This is a genomic window from Photorhabdus temperata (genome assembly GCF_025384845.1).
GTDB classification, from domain to species: domain Bacteria; phylum Pseudomonadota; class Gammaproteobacteria; order Enterobacterales; family Enterobacteriaceae; genus Photorhabdus; species Photorhabdus temperata.
Genome location: NZ_JAJAFX010000007.1, coordinates 1 through 21070, shown reverse-complemented (window position 1 = coordinate 21070; position 21070 = coordinate 1). Strand labels below are relative to the sequence as shown.

18 protein-coding genes and 1 pseudogene are annotated in these 21070 nt (G+C 45.2%); 11 read left to right on the top strand and 8 right to left on the bottom strand.

The features are described from left to right. Positions 1-8: 8 nt before the first annotated feature. Positions 9-935, bottom strand: a complete 927-nt coding sequence (locus LGZ99_RS03970) for an Rpn family recombination-promoting nuclease/putative transposase (RefSeq protein WP_262978862.1) — start codon at positions 933-935, stop codon at positions 9-11. Positions 936-1753: 818 nt separating this feature from the next. Then, positions 1754-1891, bottom strand: a pseudogene (locus LGZ99_RS03965) (transposase family protein); the annotation flags it as partial. A 706-nt stretch (positions 1892-2597) separates the two neighbouring features. On the opposite strand from LGZ99_RS03965, the gene LGZ99_RS03960 reads away from it, so the two are divergent. From LGZ99_RS03960 to LGZ99_RS03910, 11 genes are all read left to right on the top strand, one after another. Further along, entirely contained in the window at positions 2598-3170 is a 573-nt protein-coding gene (locus LGZ99_RS03960; RefSeq protein WP_021325162.1) for a type 4 pilus major pilin, read from the top strand. A 181-nt stretch (positions 3171-3351) separates the two neighbouring features. Beyond that, positions 3352-4149, top strand: a complete 798-nt coding sequence (locus LGZ99_RS03955) for a prepilin peptidase (protein WP_031281658.1) — start codon at positions 3352-3354, stop codon at positions 4147-4149. Positions 4150-4248: 99 nt separating this feature from the next. Then, positions 4249-5868: a shufflon system plasmid conjugative transfer pilus tip adhesin PilV gene (gene pilV, locus LGZ99_RS03950; protein ID WP_021325165.1), complete on the top strand. Its 1620-nt coding sequence runs from the start codon at positions 4249-4251 to the stop codon at positions 5866-5868. A 51-nt stretch (positions 5869-5919) separates the two neighbouring features. Beyond that, positions 5920-6453, top strand: coding sequence for a hypothetical protein (locus LGZ99_RS03945; protein ID WP_021325166.1), 534 nt, complete (start codon positions 5920-5922; stop codon positions 6451-6453). Between the two features lie 82 nt (positions 6454-6535). Continuing rightward, positions 6536-6877, top strand: a complete 342-nt coding sequence (locus LGZ99_RS03940) for a toxin co-regulated pilus biosynthesis Q family protein (RefSeq protein ID WP_262978861.1) — start codon at positions 6536-6538, stop codon at positions 6875-6877. A gap of 5 nt (positions 6878-6882) precedes the next feature. Continuing rightward, entirely contained in the window at positions 6883-8484 is a 1602-nt protein-coding gene (gene pilN, locus LGZ99_RS03935) for a PilN family type IVB pilus formation outer membrane protein (RefSeq protein ID WP_021325168.1), read from the top strand. 36 nt (positions 8485-8520) lie between these two features. After that, positions 8521-9783 (top strand): type IV pilus inner membrane component PilO, encoded by a 1263-nt coding sequence (gene pilO2 / locus LGZ99_RS03930; RefSeq protein WP_081858361.1) that lies wholly within the window; start codon positions 8521-8523, stop codon positions 9781-9783. After that, positions 9770-10309: a type IV pilus biogenesis protein PilP gene (gene pilP / locus LGZ99_RS03925; RefSeq protein WP_051769742.1), complete on the top strand. Its 540-nt coding sequence runs from the start codon at positions 9770-9772 to the stop codon at positions 10307-10309. Before pilO2 ends, pilP begins: the two co-directional genes overlap by 14 nt. Before the next feature lie 22 nt (positions 10310-10331). After that, positions 10332-11894 carry a GspE/PulE family protein gene (locus LGZ99_RS03920; RefSeq protein WP_023046327.1) on the top strand — a complete coding sequence of 521 codons (1563 nt, stop codon included), beginning with the start codon at positions 10332-10334 and terminating at the stop codon, positions 11892-11894. Between the two features lie 6 nt (positions 11895-11900). Then, positions 11901-12998: a type II secretion system F family protein gene (locus LGZ99_RS03915; protein WP_021325170.1), complete on the top strand. Its 1098-nt coding sequence runs from the start codon at positions 11901-11903 to the stop codon at positions 12996-12998. A gap of 14 nt (positions 12999-13012) precedes the next feature. Continuing rightward, a complete protein-coding gene (locus LGZ99_RS03910) occupies positions 13013-14137 on the top strand; it encodes an ATPase, T2SS/T4P/T4SS family (RefSeq protein ID WP_051769744.1) in 1125 nt (374 codons plus the stop codon). A 1328-nt stretch (positions 14138-15465) separates the two neighbouring features. On the opposite strand, the gene LGZ99_RS03905 is transcribed toward LGZ99_RS03910, so the two are convergent. The 6 genes from LGZ99_RS03905 to LGZ99_RS24650 form a co-directional block, all read right to left on the bottom strand. Beyond that, a complete protein-coding gene (locus tag LGZ99_RS03905) occupies positions 15466-15969 on the bottom strand; it encodes a contact-dependent growth inhibition system immunity protein (RefSeq protein ID WP_036841259.1) in 504 nt (167 codons plus the stop codon). Further along, the gene (locus tag LGZ99_RS03900; RefSeq protein WP_051769746.1) at positions 15969-16634 is read right to left on the bottom strand and encodes an endonuclease toxin domain-containing protein; all 666 of its coding nucleotides are present in this window, start codon (positions 16632-16634) and stop codon (positions 15969-15971) included. The genes LGZ99_RS03905 and LGZ99_RS03900 overlap by 1 nt, the downstream gene beginning before the upstream one ends. A 198-nt stretch (positions 16635-16832) precedes the next feature. Beyond that, entirely contained in the window at positions 16833-17138 is a 306-nt protein-coding gene (locus LGZ99_RS03895) for a CDI system immunity component (protein ID WP_023046632.1), read from the bottom strand. Between the two features lie 7 nt (positions 17139-17145). After that, the gene (locus LGZ99_RS03890; RefSeq protein ID WP_152552770.1) at positions 17146-18045 is read right to left on the bottom strand and encodes a CdiA C-terminal domain-containing protein; all 900 of its coding nucleotides are present in this window, start codon (positions 18043-18045) and stop codon (positions 17146-17148) included. A gap of 252 nt (positions 18046-18297) precedes the next feature. Continuing rightward, positions 18298-18585, bottom strand: a complete 288-nt coding sequence (locus LGZ99_RS03885; protein ID WP_023046543.1) for an immunity protein CdiI family protein — start codon at positions 18583-18585, stop codon at positions 18298-18300. Then, a partial coding sequence (locus tag LGZ99_RS24650; protein WP_315903458.1) for a DUF637 domain-containing protein occupies positions 18586-21070 on the bottom strand: 2485 nt, incomplete at its 5' end.

Here is a 21070-nt window from a genome sequence, read left to right as displayed (position 1 = left end):
AGATTAATTTAATGCTTTAACGCTTCAATTTTATCCCGGCTCAGCCCGGTACTGGTAACAATAATGTCCAAACTCACGCCATGCCGTAATAAGGCCCGAGCCGTTTCCACTTTACCTTTCTCTCGGCCTAGTTCAATACCTTCCTCTCGGCCTTGCTCAATACCTTGCTCAAGCCCTTTTTGTTCAAGCTGTTCTGCAATAGTCATCAACATCGTTTCATGCTCCGGAGATTGTTCAATCAGTTGATGGACAAATTGGGAGAGATCCAGCGTATGCCCATTCAGTAAAATATAGCGTAGCACCACATTGCGCTGCTCGGTTGTATTATACCCTGCATTCAGGAGTTCCACCAATTGGGGGACCCATTCCAGCATATCCCGTCGGCGGATATGTTTTTGCACCAGCTCCATCAGGGCAACGCCTTTATGCGTCAGGATCTCTTCATCGCTGAGTACACTGACGTCCACCAACGGAAACGCCTGACGGTATAAGCGGGCAGCCTGTTCTGGGAGCGTAAAACAATCCAGCCACCGGTTTGTGTAAGGATACGGCCGAATCTCACCATGATAAAACAGCAGAGGCGCCACCAAAGGGAGCTCAGTATGGCCTTTTTTCAGGTGAGCCGCCATAGCTGACATGGCATAATGCATTAGCCGCCAGGCCATCAGCGGGTCAGGAGTGGACTGATGTTCAATCAGACAATAGATATAGCCCTGTCCCCGAGCCGTTTCAACCGAGTAGAGCACATCACTGTGCAGTTGACGTAAATGCCGGTCCACAAAACTGCCGGACTCCAGTTTCAATGTGGCTAAATCACATAACAGCTGGATCTCTTCGGGCAGATAAAGGGATAAAAATTCCCTGGCCGTTTCGGGCTGCGTTAAAAAATGCTTGAATAACGCGTCATGGTGAGGTCGTTTTTCTTTCTTTGCCACAATCTGTTTCTCTGTCTTATCAGGTAGTCATTACCACTCATTGCCAAGGTATAGTATTTCTACCAAGTTACAAAAAACATTGTCTCAGATTTCCTCAGGCAAATCTTTACCGAATGAATTAATAGAAGAGCCTAAAGAATAAAATATCAGAAAAGGAAAAACGAGAAAATATTATATTTACAACAATGACTTTATGAAAGTCATTCATTTCAATCAGTTTTTAACTTGCATTCGCATAATAATCCCTTTATCAAAATATCGATTACTTATATTTCCGTTAATCTTGGATGTTCAGATCGCAAAAATTGGACTGAGTTCCCTCCAGATGATCTATTATCTTGAAATCCATAGGGTATAGTGATTTATTTTGCAGGACGTTGTTGACGTGATAATAATTTATTTTATTTTTTCCGGCTAAATCGGGCCATTCCCGGCTTTTGTGGATTGGAAACGAATCCGGGATTTTCTGCGCCTGGTTTCCAGCTCACTTTCATTTTTGCGCCAATACTATTATAAAACTGATTCAGTTCATCGATATTATTGGCAATTGTCTATTTCCCTTTACTGACGATAGCAACCGGAAATTCGCCTGGTTCAGCAACTGCTTTAACAATTCCGCCGTGTTTCTTTATTTCTTTTTTTTCTTTATCCATCGCAAAAGCAGGGTAGCTTACTTGAGGACCATGCCTGATAATATTGTGCTCTAGATCTTTAAATGGTCGGTTTGAATCATATTTATCGATATATTTGTTAATGTGATTGATGATTTTCTTTTCTTCTAATGAATAGGATGGTATTGAATGCGGTTGAGTAGTGAAACTAATCATGTCATGAACAGGCAACCCTGTTTGAAACAGCCCCTTTTGCTGAAGCCAATCGAGGCACATTTTCCCGAAATCTTCAATATCTTCCCATCCTTCAGCACCGGCGATAACAGCGCACATGGTCAGAAAAAGCGTCGATATTCATGGGGGCACTCCTGAAAAAAGGAGTATGAGATCATAAGTTGCTCCGTGGGTCAAACTGAACGATTTTGATTAAATAACGTTCGCGATCTCACCCTAGTTAACAAACTCTATTGAAAAGATAGGGTTTGTTTTTTAGTCATAGAAAATTTCAAACATCATTTTTAGCCGTTGACGAGTTTCTGGCGGCTTCAAAATCCTGCTCAACGGTTTTCCAGCATTAAGTTGGTGGATTTTATCTGCCGATAATAGGAAGTATCCCACCCCCATTCTCACCAAAATGTGATCTGTGACAGACGTAGAACAACAGTAACGCTTAACAACAACCCTGCTAAATTTATTAAAAATATTTATAAATAATCATTTCTAACTATTTGACAGAATAAAATCCTTTGATTTTTTAATGAGCTATATCATTAATTTTAATCGATACTCACGATGAAAATTAATATATTTGATAGTTTTTAACGATCGATAGTATGATTTTTGAACGTTTTAAACAATTTTATTTTTCAAATTATAACGCATAAGATTTATTTCAATTTGAAATATTTAAATTTTATAAATATTTTGATTAATGTGATTATAACGTATATGTTTTATTTATTTTTGTAAGCATGTGAGTTTTCAGTTCAAGCGGCAGTTCTGAAGTCGCGCATTGTAGCGCGTCTATCATTTTGATTTTGGAGTTATCAGCATGAATAAGAAAGTCAGTGTGTTACTCAAAACCAAGCGTCAATCGGGCTTTACGCTGATTGAAGCGTTGGTTGTGATGATTGTTGGTATTGTGATATTAGCCGCAGCCGCAGCGGGGATTGGTAAGTTGTTCCGGGCGTCGGAGATTTCAACAGAATCGTCGAATATTACTCAGATGGCAGCAAATTTGAAGTCAATTAAAAACGGCGCCAAAGGCTATGACAGTTTGGATAACAAGATTGCCATCCATTATAAGGTTGTTCCGGCCAATATGACTCAGGATGGTACCAGCGGAATTATTTTTAATAGTTGGAATGGCAAGGTGCTTATTTCGCCGGGAGATGCGACCGCTCAGACGTTTAAGATTGAGTATCAGAATGTGCCTGATGAGGCTTGTCAGCAACTTTCGTTGAAGTTGCGGGTGGCGGGTTGGTCGAAAATGACCGTCGGTGGGGGTGGCGGGAAGGGGCAACAGTCGGCCACGGAAATTAAGCCGGATTCGACGTTGGCTCAAATTAATACCGCATGTAATGCCAATGATGCCAATACGGTGACGTTTATTTCTGCCAGTTAGGTCATTTTATTCAGTCTTTATGTGATGTGTAGCTTGGTCGTCTTGTTGAAGACTTCTCAAGCTGCACTTTCTGTGGTGCAGGAAAATGGCCGGTCTGCTTTGGTTTTGTTGGTGTTTCCTCACTGCTTGTTTTCCTTACTGAATGGGGCGCGTTTTGCGTTAAATATGTCGGGAGATCATCATGGTAATGGGATGGCTGCAATCTTCTGCGGGGTGTTTGGTCCTGGCGTCGGGGTTGCTGGGGTTGTGTGTCGGCAGTTTTTTGAATGTGGTGATCTGCCGTCTGCCGATCATGATTTTCTCTGAAATCAATAATGAGGCGGCTGGCTTTAATCTCTGTTTTCCCCGTTCACATTGTCCACGTTGCCGTCATGTGTTAGCGGTCCGCGATAACATTCCGCTGTTGAGCTATTTATGTCAGAAAGGGCGCTGTCGATATTGTAACGGGATGATTTCAATCCGCTATCCGCTGGTTGAGGGAACGGTGGCAGTGCTTTTCTCTTTGTTGGCTTTGGATATGGGCTGGAGCTACTCGCTGTTGGGGCTGTTGGTGCTGAGTTCTTTGTTGATAGCGTTGGCGGTAATAGATTTCGAATATTTGTTGCTGCCGGATCAACTGACACTTTCTTTGTTGTGGCTAGGGCTACTGTTCAATCTGCAATCCGCCGGATTTGTGGCACTGCCTTTGGCTGTGAGTGGTGCGGCTTGTGGATACCTGTTTTTCCGGCTGGTTGAGTGGATAGCCCAGCGATTGACTCAACGTGATGCATTGGGAATGGGGGATGCCAAATTCCTGGCGGCGCTGGGTGCCTGGTTGGGGGTGGAAGCGCTTCCATCAGTGGTTTTGCTGGCGGCAGAGTTTACGCTGATAACTTATCTGGTGATTCGCTGGCGACGCAAAATTAAAACGGTCCCACAGATACCTTTCGGGCCGGGTTTGGCGATGGCTGGATTACTTGTGGCGTTTTTCCATCGATAGCCGGATATGAGCTCGGCGCAGCGCTTTTGGGTGGAATCCCTTTTGGGTAAAGAATTCATCGGATGAAATAAATGTTCATACTTTTAAGAAGGGCTATTTATGCATGATGAATCTGTGTCCATATTAATGATACGCCGCCGTAATGCAGGTTTCACTTTACTGGAAGTGACGGTTGCACTGATGGTGCTGGCGTCAATGATGGTGGTTGGTGTGGTTTATCTGAACAGGCAGAGTGATATGCTGGTTAATCAGGTGGTTGCCGGGCAGATCCAGCATCTAGGCGATGCAGTGGCGGATTATGTGAATGATAATTACACCGCTTTAAGTCAGGGGCCCACTCCGGCGCCTATCAATTGGGCAGAAATGCTCCCCTATTTACCCCCGGGACTGGACCAAAATACGGTCAATCCACTGGGTCAGAAATATGATGGCGTATTACGTGTTGTTATGTTGCCTAATGGCAAGAAACGCATTGATCCGTTGATTTACACCGTTCCGGCAATGGCTGACGGCAAGCCGCCGGATGTTGCGGGTCATTCGATGAAAATCGCGCAGTTGATTGGTGTTGGCGGTCTCTACCTGGATTACCGGGATCGTGACAGTCATAATCCGGCCACTTATTGGAACAGCTACGGTCAGGTCAATGCGCCTGAATCTTTTGCCGGTTTCTTCCATGAGCAACCTAATGAAATCGGACGCATTTTTTATGCTCCGTTCATCCGGGACGCGTCAACCTATGGGCCAGGGACATTAGCCGGTGATTTGCTTCACCGACAAAAAATAGACGCTCATCCTGAGTGGAATCGGATGGAAACCAGCATCAATATGGGCGGTAATAGACTTGATCAGGTGGATACGCTGTCAATGCAAGGTGCGGGTGTTGTTAATGGTGTGAATAAGATGGCTTTTTCTTCCCGTTTTCAGGAAAAACAATCTTATGTCGCGCAAGGTGATGATGGGGAAATTGTTGTCAATCCGGCGCATGGTACGTTGTTTATCCTGGATGGTAACGCCAGTTCTAATAGGAAAGGTACCTTGGCTGTTGGTGATGTTCATGCAGATAAGGATGTGGTTGTTGGCAACAATTTAGTGATAAACACCAAAACCGGAAGCTTTGCCGGTGGTGATTGTCCGGCGTTGGGTAATGTATCCATGAGCAAGGAGGGAGAATTGTTGGTGTGTCAGCAAATAAGCGCCCGTATTCCGGCTTTGCAATGGAGAGAGGCGACCGGAGGCGGTGGCAGGTTGTTTGCGAAACAGGCGGGCATCGGCAGCGGCTATTGGTCTGCGGCGGGGGTGAAACCTGAATTGACGGGGGAGATAGCGACCTATTACGCCAGCAGTGGTGGTAAGGCAAACAGTCAGCCTTTCTTCAATAATTCGGATTCTCCGGTGCGAGTCACCGCCTCCACGCCACCGCTTTCTGATGGTTATCATATGCGTTGCGTATTAGCCGTGTATGAAGCGGATAAAAATGGTAACAGTCAACAATTTGATTTACCGCTAATTTTTCAGGATTCTGGATTGACGGATTATCTGGAAGGCCGTGCCAATATACACCTACACAATGCTGGGTCTTGTGCTGTGACATTCATTGCCGGGCCGCACCGCAAATATAACATTACCAGCGTATTTCACTCTGCTAAAAACAGCGACCCTATTTGGGAAGTGATAACTGATGATCAGGCACCTCCCGTGCACCTTGTTATTTGGAATTAATGAGTTTGGTTTAGTGAATTTCTGCTGTCTTTAACTTACAGGAGAACAAAAATGTGGTCATTAGCTATTGTTGGGATCGTCATCGTATTTTTTATGCAGCTGATTTTCGGTCAGTTATTGCATGAAGTCCGTGTGCAATCGGTGCGTGCCAGAACGGATGTGGCTGCGTTGTTTCGTAGTTATGCTTCAGCCAGTGAGCAACTGCTTAATCATCATGCTCAGGGAGAGGTCAAGCGCCGGAAGATGCGGCAGGTATTGACCGCAATGCACATGGAGTGGGTGAACACCGATGCTTGGTGTGACAACTTTTCTGGCAAGTCTGGCAAGTGTCTCTGGGGAGCATTTATCTCAAGGTCACATGTCTATATTTTCCGCAAAAATATCAGCTACGGTGACAATGTGTTGCTACATGGCGCTTTTGCGGAATTGCTGAGATGGGGGGCGGAACCCGATCAGATTGGTTTCAAGCACGGTTCCAGTCTGATTGACGGCAGAGGAAAACGAATAGGCAGCCCGCTTGCCAGACAATTACCCGATGGTGTCCGGAAATTTGTGTCTGACGGCGCGCTGGTGGAAATACTGTAATTGCTATTCGGTAAGTGGGGTTTTCGGGTAACTGGCTGATTAATAAGTTGTTTGGCTGCTTCTTTTTCTTTGGAAAGATCTAATGAACAAAATAATCGCATATGTTTTTACGGCTCTTGTTTGTATATCGAATGTCGCCGTTTACGCAACACCTGTGCTAACGCGGGCTCCTTTGGCTGCGGTGTGGGCAGCAACTCCGGGGCAAACTCTGCGTGATGTGACGCAAGCATGGGCGAGCAGGTCCGGCTATGAAGTGGTATGGGATGCCTCTTATGATTTTCCGATCCGGGCTGGCCTGCGTTTCAAGGGGACGTTTATTCAGGCGATGAGTGAGCTGTTCGATGCTTACACCATGGCGAACCGTCCTTTTACTGTTGATATTTATCAGGAACAGCGGCTTGTTCATGTACAGGCTCAGGGGTAATAACCATGTCTATTCAGTTTTTGACGTTTTCCAGATTGATATTGCTGTCTTGCATGGCTGCTGGTCTGTCAGGTTGTGCGGCAATCAACAAGGTCGATCAGCAGGCGGATACTGAGATGGCGAATGCGACCGAAACTATTGAGGGATTACGCAATAGTGCCGCCGCCACTGCGGTGCATGTTCATGAACATGGTTATTGGGTGTCAACCAAGGAGATCCCATCGAAGAAGGAGAGTGAAACCGTCTCCTGCAACTTGACCTTGCAGGAAGCAGAGCCGATGACGTTGAATGAGTTTGCCGGCAAGGTCAAACGCATTTGCGGTGTACCGGTAGTGATCAGCGCTGATGCGCGGCTTGTGGCGTATCCCAGTTCGTCATCGGGTGAAAAGGGAAGTGAGCGGGGGGTGGTGGTTGTCAATTCAGGTACACAGCCAGTATCTGAAGGTAGTGAACCGGAAGCGTTGAAAATCAATGTGAATTGGCATGGATCTCTGGCGGGTTTGCTCGATTCAGTCATTTTATCATCAGGGTTGCATTGGAAAGTACATAATGGCGTAGTGTCTATTTTCAAAACAGAGACGAGGGTGTTTCAAATATATGCATTGCCGGGTACGGATGCGTTGTCTTCCAGCGTGACCGCGACGACCAGTGCGACGTTCGGTGGTGGAGCCGGTGGGACTGATAGTGGTAACAGCGGTAGTACTCAAACCCTTGCGACGTCTTTGACACGTTCAGTGATGGATGAGATCCAAAAAACGGTGTCAGGGATGCTGACGCCGGATGAAGGTAATCTAACCTTGTCTATGGCAACGGCATCATTGGCGGTAACCGACTCACCTGAAATACTCGACAGAGTGAAAGATTATATTGATCAGCAGAATAAATTGCTGACTACGCAGGTGGTGCTTAATGTCAAGATCCTTAATCTGACGTTTGATCGGGATGATCAGTATGGTGTCGATTGGTCGTTGGCTTATAAAAGCGCTCACATAGGATTGGTTGATAAGAACTCGAGTGCTATTGATGAGGGAAGTATCAATGCCAATATCCACATTCTCAAAGGACCCTTCAGTGACAGCACTTTGCTGATTAAGGCGCTATCGGCTCAAGGCAAAGTATCCATAGTGACTCAACCCTCTGTTACCACGTTGAATTTACAGGCGGTACCGATGCAGGTGGCAACCCAGACCGGTTATGTTTCATCAATTTCTAGCACGCTGACACCACAAATCGGGACTTCGGTGGGGATTGAACCCGCGACAGTGACGACCGGTTTTAATATGTTGATGTTGCCTTATGCCATGGCCGACAAGCAAATCTTGTTGCAATACAACATTAGTTTGAGCGATTTGAAAAAGCTGGCGAAATTTGGCAAGGAAGAGACCGGTCAGGTGCAATTGCCGACAATAGATTTACGTGCATTTAGTCAGAAGGTGCGGCTGCATTCAGGTGAAACCCTGGTGCTGTCAGGATTCGAGCAACAGTCGGATACCAGTGAACGCAGTGGCTTGGGTAGCCCGGATAATCAGTTCCTGGGGGGAAGTCGCGAGGGTAAAAGGAATCATAATGTGATCGTGGTCATGATTACCCCTATAGTGGTAGATTGAAAGTTGACCAAGACAGAGACAGACGTGGAGCACGTCATGCAAATCAAGTTATATGGTAAGACTCTGGTGGCAGGCATCATCTGGCGACCACCGGTAACTGTGTTAGCGCGTTCTAACATGCGCAGAAATGGGATTGCGGCGGGGTTTACCTTGGCTGTCCGGCATCGTGTCGGGCAAGGTATTCAGGTCGGTTATATACCCAAGGAGGTTGGGGCGCCGGGTAATTATTCATTGGCCGCGGCCCTTGCCAAAGTGGTAGATAAACCTAACTGGATAGGTGCGTTTCGTTTGTCTGATGGGCATTATGCGTTAGTCGCGGTACATCAGGGTGCAATAATGGCTGGGCGTGACTTGATCGGACCTCGCGAAGAGATCGAAGCGAAGTTGCGTGATACGGTCCAGTTGGTAGAAGGCGCTAACGGGGTATGGAATGCGATTTATGCACCGAAAGAGTTTGAATCGTTGTGGCCGGAGATGCCGTTGGTGCAGTTGTTGCCGAAATCCGCATTGAAAAAATCTGTCGGTCAGTTGGAAAGTTTAACCGGTGAAATGTCTAAGTATCAAATTAAGCTCTTTGGCATGACCACGGGTTTGGCGCTTTTGCTGGTCGGTGGCTGGTGGGGGTGGCACATCTATGAGCAGAATACGGTATTGATCATACCGGATGTACCCCATGAAGTGGAAATTCCACCGCCGCATCCGTGGCTTACACAACCACGAATGGAATGGCAGTTCTCTGTATGGAAGAGAGCCTTAGCTAGGGTTCCCTTATCCCTTGCTGGTTGGCAGGTTGAATCCATTCTCCTGGATACTGATACGGTTTCCGTGAGCTATCAGCGTCATGAAGGGATGCCGATCAATATTTTTCAGGTTGCTGCTATCAATATATTCCGGTCTGGCCCTGTGATTTCCAATGGGGGAGAGCAGGCACAGGTATTGATACCGTTCAATCAGCAGAGTGAGGATCTGCCGGAAGGCGACGACGACGCATTGCCGTCGTCAGATCAGGCGCTGATTGGGTTAATGTCTTATTTCCAGGCATTGGGTTTGCCCCCTCCGGTTTTAACTGAAAGCGCTTCTGTTCTGCCACCCCCTCCTCCTACGGTAGAAGGAGAGACTCATGTGTGGGCTAACCCTGACTGGCAGACTTATAGCTGGACGCTCTCTTCTCAATTACCGCCGGATGCCTTGTTTTCAGGTAAGCCACTCCCTGGGTTGAGGGTCACCAGTGCCAGAATTGTGTTATCTGATGGTTTTCCTCAGTGGGAGCTTAGTGGAGTTTTCTATGCAAAAAATTAGTCAGTTTATGATCAGTGTATTTGTGGTGTCGGTATTTTCCTTGGCATATGCACAAACATCACCCACTGAGATCCCGGCGGTTCAGGCAAAGCCCGTTGTGCAGAAACCGGTATTGCCGGCGGCAACGACTGACAGTGTTGCTGAACAATTGGCAAAGTTACAGACCGAGGTGATGTTACTTAAAGCTGAGACTGCCAGGGCAAATGCGCAGGCTGAACTCGATAAAATTTCCAGCGTCGTGAATAAAAGTGGTGTGGCTAATAATGATCTGCCTCTAGTTAAGTCAATCTTTGGGCGCAACAGTGCTCTGATTGCCACGCTGCGGTTTCGTTCGGGAGGCATTATGGATGTGAAAGCCGGTGATCGGTTGCCGAATGGTTACAAAGTGATCCGCATTAATAACGGTGTGGTCACTTTGACCAAACAGGGGCGATTCTATGATGTGGGACTGACTGCGACTAATGATGCGTCGTTATTGGATAGTCTGGATTTAATGGTTGCGCCGCCGTTGCCGTTAAGTCGTTAATTGCTGATAGGTGGAAATTCCTATGGTAATCACAAGTTCCGATCTGCTGTGTATGGTCAGGCAGGGGGCGAAAGTGTTATCCGCCCTGAGCGGCGCACTTGAAATAGAGTTGGCGAATCGCAGTTTGATATGCCTTATTGAGTTACCTCAGCAACAGGGGCAATGCGTGCTTGCTGTGTCAGCCTCTCACCGGCTTGATCCCCATGTACTGGCTTATGAGGAAACAGTTAAAAGACACGGTTTCATTTATCAGATAGTCACCTGTGGGATGGGGAACATATTGGAGTTGTACCGTCTTAGCAAGAGTCATCATCATAGCCATGGGTTGGGAGGCACTGAGTCCGATGTTCAGCGTTATATCATTCGCTTAATCAGTGAAGCCACGCAGGAGCGAGCGTCGGATTTACATATCGTCGCCCGGCATAATTATTGTGAGATCCGGTGTCGTATTGATGGTTATTTGCGGCCTGTGGAGCAGTTGCGTCCGGAAGAAGGATTACGACTGTGTGCGACGATTTACCAAAGTATGTGTGACGTGGCAGAGCCGACTTTTAAGCCGATGCAGGCACAGCGTGCGCGCATGAAGGATGAGTTTCTTACCGAATGCGGGCTTTCTGGGGCGCGGATTAATACCCGTCCGCTTGATCGAGGCATGTTAATGGTACTGAGGTTGCTGTATGCGGATAGCCCCGGTACGGTGTGCACCCTGAGCGATCTTGGCTATTTGCCGGAGCAGTGTCAGATATTGGAAGAGCTGATGGACCATCGGGCCGGGGTCGTGCTTTTGTCCGGTGCGACCGGTAGCGGCAAGAGCACGACCCTGAAAGTTGTGATGCAGAAGCTGATAGCTGAACAAGCGGGGATTCACTTGCTCACGCTTGAAGATCCACCTGAATATGAGATTGAAGGTGCCAATCAGTCACCCATAACCGGCGATCGTGGCGATAGCGTGGTGGTTGAACAAGAATGGGCAATGGCAATCGCTGATGCGATGCGACTCGATCCCGATGTGATCATGGTCGGCGAGATACGTGATGCGGTTACCGCAAAGATGACGTTCCGCGCTGCAATGACAGGCCATCTCATTTGGACCACGATACATGCAAACGATGCTTTAGCGATCCTGCCCCGTTTGCAGGATGAGGCGGTAATGGAATCACTGTTGATGGATTCGCGGTTAGTGATTGGTTTAGTCAGTCAATCGTTGGTTCAGGTGTTATGCCCTCGTTGCAAAGTTCCCTTGCAAGGACATGAGCAGGAAATTTCCGGGCGTCTGTTAAAACGGTTGAATCTTTATTGCCAGCCGGAATCGGTTTGCCTACAGGGAGAAGGCTGTGATTATTGCAAGCAGAGCGGCATCGTGGGCCGAACGGTAGTCGCTGAAGTGGTACGTACTTCTCCGGGCTTAATGCAAGCTTATCGAACCGGTCATCATCACGGGGCAACCCGGTATTGGATGACGGAAATGGGCGGATTAAGCAAGATTGATGCACTTATTTACAAAATAAATGACGGAATTATCGATCCCCGTGCTGGAGAGCGCGTCATGGGGCCGATTATCCCCACGATCCATCAAATAGAGTAAAACACTATGTTCCTGACCGATTTTATTGAAAGACTGAACTATCGAATGGCGAAGATCCAGTTCGGTAAGAAAGCGCGGATTCGTTTCTACGGGCATCTTATTATGATGCTGGAAAATCGTGTCATGCTGATTGATGCATTACGCGAAATGTATAATGTCGCCAGCAATGAAGGTCAGAAACCCAACGGTGGTTATGCGTTGGTCTTGAGTCGTTGCTATGAATCTGTGAGTGAGGGCAGCACTTTGGCAGAGAGCTTACAGCAATGGATTGGTCCTAATGAAGTCGCGGTGATTGCTGCGGGCGAGCGCTCCGGCGACATACATAGTGCTTTCATGGATGCGATCGCCATGATCGAAGCGGGTAGCAAGATCCGCAATGCGGTTATCGGCGCCTCTATTTATCCGGCGGTACTGATTGGGATGATATGCGTCTTGTTGCACATTGTGGCGGGTAGTCTGGTTCCCAAACTGGCGGCGGTTTCTAAGCCGGAAACCTGGGATGGCGCGGCTTATACCCTTTATGTGATGGGAACATTTGTTAATGACTATGGGCTGTATTCGCTGATATTTCTGGTGATATTGATAGTTTTATTGTCATTATCGATGCCTTTTCTGGGCGGGCGGTTGAGAACGGTGCTTGACCAGTTTCCGCCGTGGTCACTGTACAGAACCATTCATGGCAGCATGTTTATACTGAATGTATCGTTGCTGATCCGCTCAGGGATGATGTTGCAATCGGCGCTGGAATTGCTGTTGGAACAGGCGGGTTCGCGTTGGTTGTATGTGCGTATTGCTGCCACACTCGAACATATTTCACTGGGGGCTGGTTTTGGCGAGGCGCTGCGCGATACGGGTTATCGTTTTCCCGATAACGAGGCGATCAGTTATCTGAGGCTATTGTCACGATTGCAGGGTTTTGATCAGTCGATGGCGAAGTTTGCCCGGCACTGGTTGGATGAAACGATAGTCAAAGTTCAGATAGTCACCCGCGGATTCCTGCTGGCTTCAATTCTTATGATTGGTGGTATGTTGATGCTGGTGGTTACGGCGGTGTCTGGTATTGAAAATGCCATTGAACAATCGTTATCTCTACCGTCTGCTTAACGTTGAAATGAATGATGAAAACCAGACTGGACATTGAAACTGGAACCCGTGAAGTTCAGGGAACGGAGGGAACGGATAGTGCATGTCGTGAGGAAATGCTGGATGAGCTTAGACAAGCTTGCGGGCCTATTATCCTCCAGGCGCTTGATGATAAGAATGTGGTGGAAATCATTATTAATCCTGATGGAAAACTGTGGATTGAATTGCATAACCAGAACATGAATGAAGCGCAATCCGATTTTCCGGCAGAGGCGGCGGAGCGGATTTTGCTTATTTCTGCTGCATTGCAAAAATCGGATATTGGTACCGATGTGGGCCTGATTGAGGGTGAATTTCCGTTGGGCAGCGCCCGTATTGCTGGCGTATTGTCTCCGCTTGCCAATGCGCCTGCTATTGCCATTCGCAAACACTCTCCCGTTGTATTATCGCTGTCTGATTACCGGAAAAGCGGCATTATTAAGCCGATAGGCGCTGGCGCCATGCGGCAAACTTCCGGGCTAGCGATCCACAAACGTAGCTTTGAGCACCCGATTGAGGCAATCCGTGAAGCGGTGGTTATGCGCAAGAATATCTTGATCGTTGGCGGTACCGGTAGCGGGAAAACGACGCTGACGAATACTATTTTGCATGAGATTAGCCTGCAATGCCCGTGTGACCGTATCGTGGCGATTGAAGATACGATGGAATTGCAGCTTAACAATGCTAATCGAGCACTGTTACGAACCAGTAAGGATGTGGATATGCGCCGTTTACTGCGAACGACGATGCGTTTGCGTCCGGACCGTATCGTGGTAGGAGAGATTCGTGGTGGTGAAGCTTATACTTTGCTGAAAAGTTGGAACTCCGGGCATCCTGGAGGCGTAACGACAACACATGCCAACTCATCTGAAGAGGGGTTGCAAAAATTGGCGCATTACATTTATGAAGATGAAGCCGCGCAGGGTTTTACTCCCGGGACGATCGGCTGGATGATCGCCAGAAGCGTGAATCTGGTGATCGTGATAGAAAAGATTGCAACGGAACCCGGGCGAATGGTGACGGAAATCTGCGAAGTGACTGGATTTATGAATGATCGTTACAATATGAATGTTTTGTGCTTGCAGAGTAATGGACACTGTGAATTCAGGCCACGTATTTGAGGTTGGGTTTGATGTTACAGGTTTTTCAAAGCATAGTTTTAAATAAAAAGTTTTTAACTTTTTAAAAAGAGGTTTGTTTTATATTTGATATTTGTTTTACGGGTTAATGGATTTTTTTTCTTGTCTTCATTAAAATGGCTATTTTAGCGTAATAAATAGTATGTGCATTTAGTTAATGTCATTTTTAAAAGATTGGAGTCATAAAAATAAAATCGTTTATTTAATAAAATAGGCTCGTTATATGATTTTAGCTTTTAGCTTAATCCCATTTATCCATGTTTATTTAAATGATGTTTAAATATCTCGGTAAATTCATTTAATAACGATTTATTGCATCAATAATAATGAAAAGTCTGGCGAATTAATTAGCCTGAAAGGTTATAATGATTAAATAGGTATTTAAACGATAATAAATCACGAAAATAGCTTTGGAAAATAACGATATGAATTGATTTTATCGTTAAATAACATTTAAGACATTATTTAAATAAAACTGTAAAAAAACAAGGCTGTTTGACGGGCTAAAATAGTGTAAAACAGGTTTAAACGGGCGTATTTAATGTATTTTATGAATGATTATTTAACGGGCTTATGAAAAATTTATCCCCAATTGAAAACGTTATTAAAATAGGTCTATTTTGGAAAATAGATTATTTGATTAACCGATTTATATTTTTATTTATCCTTTTTTATAGGGTATATAAAGCATTAATAAAGCCAATTGTTTTTCTCATTTTCATTGGTGGATTTATGATAGTTGGGTTTTTAGTTGTTATTAAAAGCCATTTCTTAACCTCTGGTTTTAACTAGTATAATAATGTTTTAGTCGTTGTTTTTACTGCTTTTAATACTTGATTTTTATTAAGTTTAATCATCATGGCATATTGTTTTTTACGTTTAATCAATGTTGATTATAGATACTCTTTTATGTTTTTTCGGACAATACTCTTTTTCTCGTTGATTTATTTTTAACTTTCTTTTAATGGTTAATGGACTTCGATTAAATTTAATTAATGTCATTTTAAAAAGTTGCACTTATAGTTAAATCCGTTTTTTATACAAAAGTTTTAATATCTCTGTTTTCGTGCTTTTAAATGGTCATGGTAGGTTAGGTAAATGTAAAAAAAGCGGAGGGTAGCATTGTTGATAAATACATTAAACATGACAGGGAATAAGCCGTTTTTAGTCACTCTGTACCTTTTCAAAATCTGACATTAATGGATGCCTGTTTTTTTATCCTCAGATAACTAATCACTGAAAAGAAAACAGCTTGCCAATCGTCCAAAAAGGGAAAAAAATCCCAGCTTTTTTATGGCTGGGATCTTGATTTAACCGATACAGCGACTAAGAGCTAATCTAAGAGCTGCTCCAATTTCCTCCGAAGAACTATCTATCGGAAGAACAACATAATCAGATTCTTTAATTCTGCTACCGCTCCAAGCTTCAAGCTTTTCGTGGTAACTTGGCTGAATGCTTATTAAGCCATTAATACAATGAATAGTGCAGTTTTTCATGCCCTTGAATAAGGCGCGTTTAGTTTTATAACCATACCTCTCCATGAGCATGCCTACTTTTTCGTTATATCTCTCTTTTCCCTTTACAAGATCAAAGAAAACTACACGCTCATCAAGAGAAGTTAATGTTCGACTATCTGACAGAGCTTGCATCAGTGTTTCACCGATATCTCTATTATTAGCATCCGGTGTAAGTAGATGGCGGGGAAATAAAGGATCGACCCCAACCATTCCCAATCCAGAATAAGTCTCAATAAGTAAAAACTCTTTCGTGCTGTAGCAACCAGCCCAATAATCCTGATCTTTGTTGAACATCATCATTTCACCTGTGTTACTGTGACCTTAACACCCTGATTTATCCCGTATTCAATAGCCCGATTTATTTCTGACCATTGAGCCTTTGTTGTATTCGCCGGAACGGCTAATCTGATTTCTCTATTAGCAATCATTGAAGTATTCAATTTCCTATCTAATAAAGTATAAGTCTTGAACAACGAAGCAGCATCAATATTTCCTTTGAGCGAGCTATATATCTGATTTGGCTTGGTCAGTTTTGACAAAGTTTGTGTATCCATAGTTTTCACACTGATTGCTGTTTTGGTTACACCATCATAATAATCAAAAGTCTTAAAGTTCTTCGGTAATCTGGCATCGGCAGGAAGCTGTGTTCCTACATAGTCTTCCCAAAGCATACCTTGCTTCATATTACCCTTGCCCCATTGGATACCGGTTTCTGAAGCGCTGACAGTCGCTGTTGCCGAGTTGCGCTCTATATACAACGCTTCTTTTTCCATCAAGCCAGTTACGGTATTGGTATTAGGTTTGGCATTACTTAACAGTGGTTTTGAGGCATGACTCAATTCTCCTGCCAGATTTTTCGCACCTTCTTGGGTATTACCTAATACTTTTACGGCTCCAGTTGCTAAAACTCCTGTTCCAACAGCCGCTTCCGGCGCAATGGCATCTGCAACAAAAATGCCCACATTATTCAAGCACAGAGCCGGATTAGTTTTACACCCTTAAAGGGCTCTGACTGGAACAACTCGGTTTTTATGCTGGCAGACCGGTTGTCATAAAAATAGAAGAATATAGCCCCCGATTGGATGAACTTCCCCCCGAATGTTATATGTTTGTCTAACCATTCGGGGTAGGAGTTCATGGGTGATCGGGGGGAACAATATTTAAATTAAAATTTCACCTTCAAAAAGAACAATAATATTTGAAGCACCTAACTCTTTTTTTAATAAATTAGCCATATCTGTTATAGATATTTTTGATTCTTTATTATTCATAGCAATCCTAAATATAGATAAAGGATCTAAATTGTTTTCATTTGAAATCTCTTTTTGGATCTCATCTGGTTCTCTAACTGGATATACAATATACTCGCTAGGGAATAAACTTGAATATTTAGAAACAAGCTCATTTACCTTATTTTGTAAGGTTAAGGGTCCTATAGTTGTATAACATACTAAATTAATAGCCATTTTGTCCTCATTTCAGTTTAATTGGTTTGCCAGATTTATCTATTACTATGACTTTATCAAGACCATTAATTGGGTATTTACTGAATTGATTTTTTAAATCATTTAAAGTCACTTTAGTATCTGATGTATTGATGACAACATTTTTAGTTTGTCCTTCATCTACTTTACCTTTTACTTCACTCCAAATATTCCTAACACTGCTAGAGCTAGGGGCATAATTATCGAAAATTTCCCCGTTTACTTTATAATCGGGTTTTTTATCTCCTATAACTTTCGGATTTTGTTCGACATGATAGCCATTTTGAGCCAATATCTTGGCACTCTCGTTTTCCCTTGTTAATGAACGTATTTGTTCTGTAGAAGCATTAGGAGATATTTTGGCTGGGTATCCTGTTAATGAACCTGCATCTTTTCCAGCTTGTGTCGTCTCCTTTCCGGCATACAACTTCTCTTTTTCAATCAAACGAGTTACAGCATGGGTATCAGGTTTAGCATTGCTTAACAGTGGTTTTGAGGCATGACTCAGTTCTCCTGCCAGATTTTTCGCACCTTCTTGGGTATTACCTAATACTTTTACGGCTTCGGTCGCTAAAACGCCCGTGCCAACAGCCGCTTCCGGCGCAATGGCATCTGCAACAAAAATGCCCACATTATTCAGGCACAGAGCCGGATTAGTTTTACACCCTTCAAGCGCAATACGCCCTGCCGCTGCCATTTCAGCCGATCCGGCCACCAGTATATAACCGCCATAAGCCAACGCAAATCCGCCTGCGGCCACTGCGGTCACGGTTATCGCGGCATCACGTCGCGCGATAATGCGTTCTGCCGCCGATTTATCCCCTTTCTCTGCCGCCAGGATATCTTTTTGATTATCAACCGATAGCTGATGCAACATATGCTCAGTCATGTTGTTACGGTAGACAAGCTCTGCGCTGTTAGCCGCACTATAAACGCTTTCTAGGGGATAGCCTAATCAGTGCCCAGACCTCAACTCACTATTAAAGGGCTCTGACTGGAACAACTCGGTTTTTATGCTGGTAAACCGGTTGTCATAAAAATAGAAGAGTATAGCCCTCGATTGGATAAACTGCCCCCGAATGTTATATGTTTGTCTAACATTCGGGGGGTAGTTCACTAACGATCGGGGGATTAGTAATCATTATTGATATACTACTTCATAGTCATTGCCCAATTCAGTTTGTAGTTTTTCTCGCAGATATTGACCTTTTTCCTTAAAAACTATTTCTGCTTCTGGGGTTGAAAATCCAGAGCTTAAAGGGTCATCCAAATTTAATGTTTCATCATATTGTTTAGACCAATTATTTAATTCCTCTTTGAGAGAATCACTAATTGGTAAAACATCAGGATCAATATTCCCAATCTCATCATCTGAATCAAGCCATAATGGATAACAATCGTAATCAACCATTAATTTTATTCTTTTCATCTATTTACTCCCTGCTGGATTAGCACCAACAATAAAGCCATTACTGCCAGTAGTCACTGCTATTCGTTGCTTTTGTCCATTGATTGTAATTTCATAAATCGGACGTCCAGTACCTTTTCCTTGATAACCGACAACCTTTCCTTTAGAAACAGCATCCATGACTATATTTGGTATTTGTGATTCTGAAACACCTATTTTGGCAAAGTCATTTGCATGGCGTTCTACAATATGTTGAAGCCCCGCCGATGAATTACCTTTCTCAAGAAACACTATTTTACCATCAGCTAACTTTTCAGCTCTTAAGACATTTTCAGGTGAAAATTTGACACCATTCTTAGACATTTCTTTAAGGTATTGTTGGTTAATCGTCCCCTTTCCAGCATATAACTTCTCTTTTTCAATCAAGCGAGTTACAGCATGGGTATCAGGTTTAGCATTGCTTAACAGTGGTTTTGAGGCATGACTCAATTCTCCTGCCAGATTTTTCGCACCTTCTTGGGTGTTGCCTAATACTTTTACGGCTCCGGTCGCTAAAACTCCTGTTCCAACAGCCGCTTCCGGCGCAATGGCATCTGCAACAAAAATGCCCACGTTATTCAGGCACAGAGCCGGATTAGTTTTACACCCTTCAAGCGCAATACGCCCTGCCGCTGCCATTTCAGCCGATCCGGCCACCAGTATATAACCACCATAAGTCAGAGCATATCCGCCTGCGGCCACTGCGGTCACGGTTATCGCGGCATCCCGTCGCGCAATAACGCGTTCTGCCGCCGATTTATCCCCTTTCTCTGCCGCCAGGATATCTTTTTGATTATCAACCGATAGCTGATGCAACATATGCTCAGTCATGTTGTTACGATAGACAATCTCTGCGCTGTTAGCCGCACTGTAAGCGCCTTCGGGTGTATGACTAATCAGGGCACCTGACAACGCTCCGATAAATTTGGCTGTTTGGGTCTTAGCTTCATTACCCGTAAGCGCTTCTTGAAGTTTATGAATTTGTCGCTCGGCTTCATTCTTGTATGACGGTTCAAATAGCCGGCTTTCCATTGTAATTGCCGCCAGTTCTGCGGCCAACGCCCCCACAGCCGCCCCTTTGGCATCACCGCCCGCGATTTCCGCCGCCAGGGCAGAAACCACTGCATGGCTGAGGGCTTTACCGGGCACACCCAGAATTTCCCCGTTGTCCCCAATCAGCCCGGCCCCTTCTGTATTAATCTGATTGCCGATATTGGCAAGTAATGCGGTGGTGAGGTTATCTTTAAAGCTGCCGCCATTGATGGTTGTCCCCAGACTGGCACCGATAATGGACTGACCCGCAACCCGTTGAGCCACTTTGCTCCAGTCGCCGTTGCTCAAGGAAGGTAACTTCGCCTTTGATGGATCCAGTTTTGCGCTATTCGCTGCTTCATCCCATCCCATTACCGTGTCAAAGCCCGCCAGTGCGCCACCCATCGCCATTGAAGTCAGGGTTGATTTAACGGTATCGCTGCTTCCCATCGCTTTTAAGGTTTTGGACAGGTCACCTTGATTATCTACCAGGGCGACCGCTGCCTGAGAGGCCAGAGCCGCCATGCCGGAAGCCGTCGCGCCGTAAGCCATTGAGCCCACAGTAGCAGCGGTGCTGGCGGTTGCCCCCGCTGCCGTCGCCGCTGAACCTGCCGTGCCTGCTGCTGATCCGGCCACCGAAGCCGTTATGCCTGTGCCTGCCGTCACGGTAGCCACGGCAATCGCGATGACCGCCGAAACCACCGGGTTCAGATGCTGGCTCTTATAATCCCAGCTGTCATACGCATCTTTGACTAAGTTCCATTGAACATCCTGACGTTCATTCAGTCCTTTCAACCAGGCGGTTTCCGGGGTATTACCGAGGACGGAGACGACAGCCTGTAATGACTGACCATTTTTAGCTTTAATATCTGCGCTGACACCGTTGGCGGCCTCTACAGTGAGTTTTCCACCGAGATGAATAGCAGGAAGCACCCATGTATTTTCGGTGTAACCTTTATCTGTCTGCTTGATGTAGAACCCTTTGGAATGGGTAATCGTTTGCGCAAAGGTGCTGTTGTTTACTGCTTTAAAATTAACCTGACCGTGAGTACTGGTCAGTTTGGCATTTTGATTGGTGGCGATTTTGCTGGCTTCATAAGTGCTGTCATCCCGGCTTAACAGGTTAATATCGCCGCCGGCGGTAAATTCAGTCACTTTGTTAGTAACATCATGACGGGTGTGTTTAATGGTTTTCTTTTTGCCATACCATTTGCGCGTGGTTTCTGTTTTCTCATAGTGGCTGGATTCTTCCATCGCCTGAGCGTACAAGTAACCGCCTTGTGCCGCGACATCCATTGCCCCTTTAGCCGCCAGTTTGGTGGCCTGGAAAAGAATGCTGCCGGTTGAGATAACCGTGAGTATGCCGCCGCTGGTCAGTTCAGTGCCTTGCTGAGTCACTGATTCGGTGAATTCCCGGTTACCTTCCCGGTAGGTG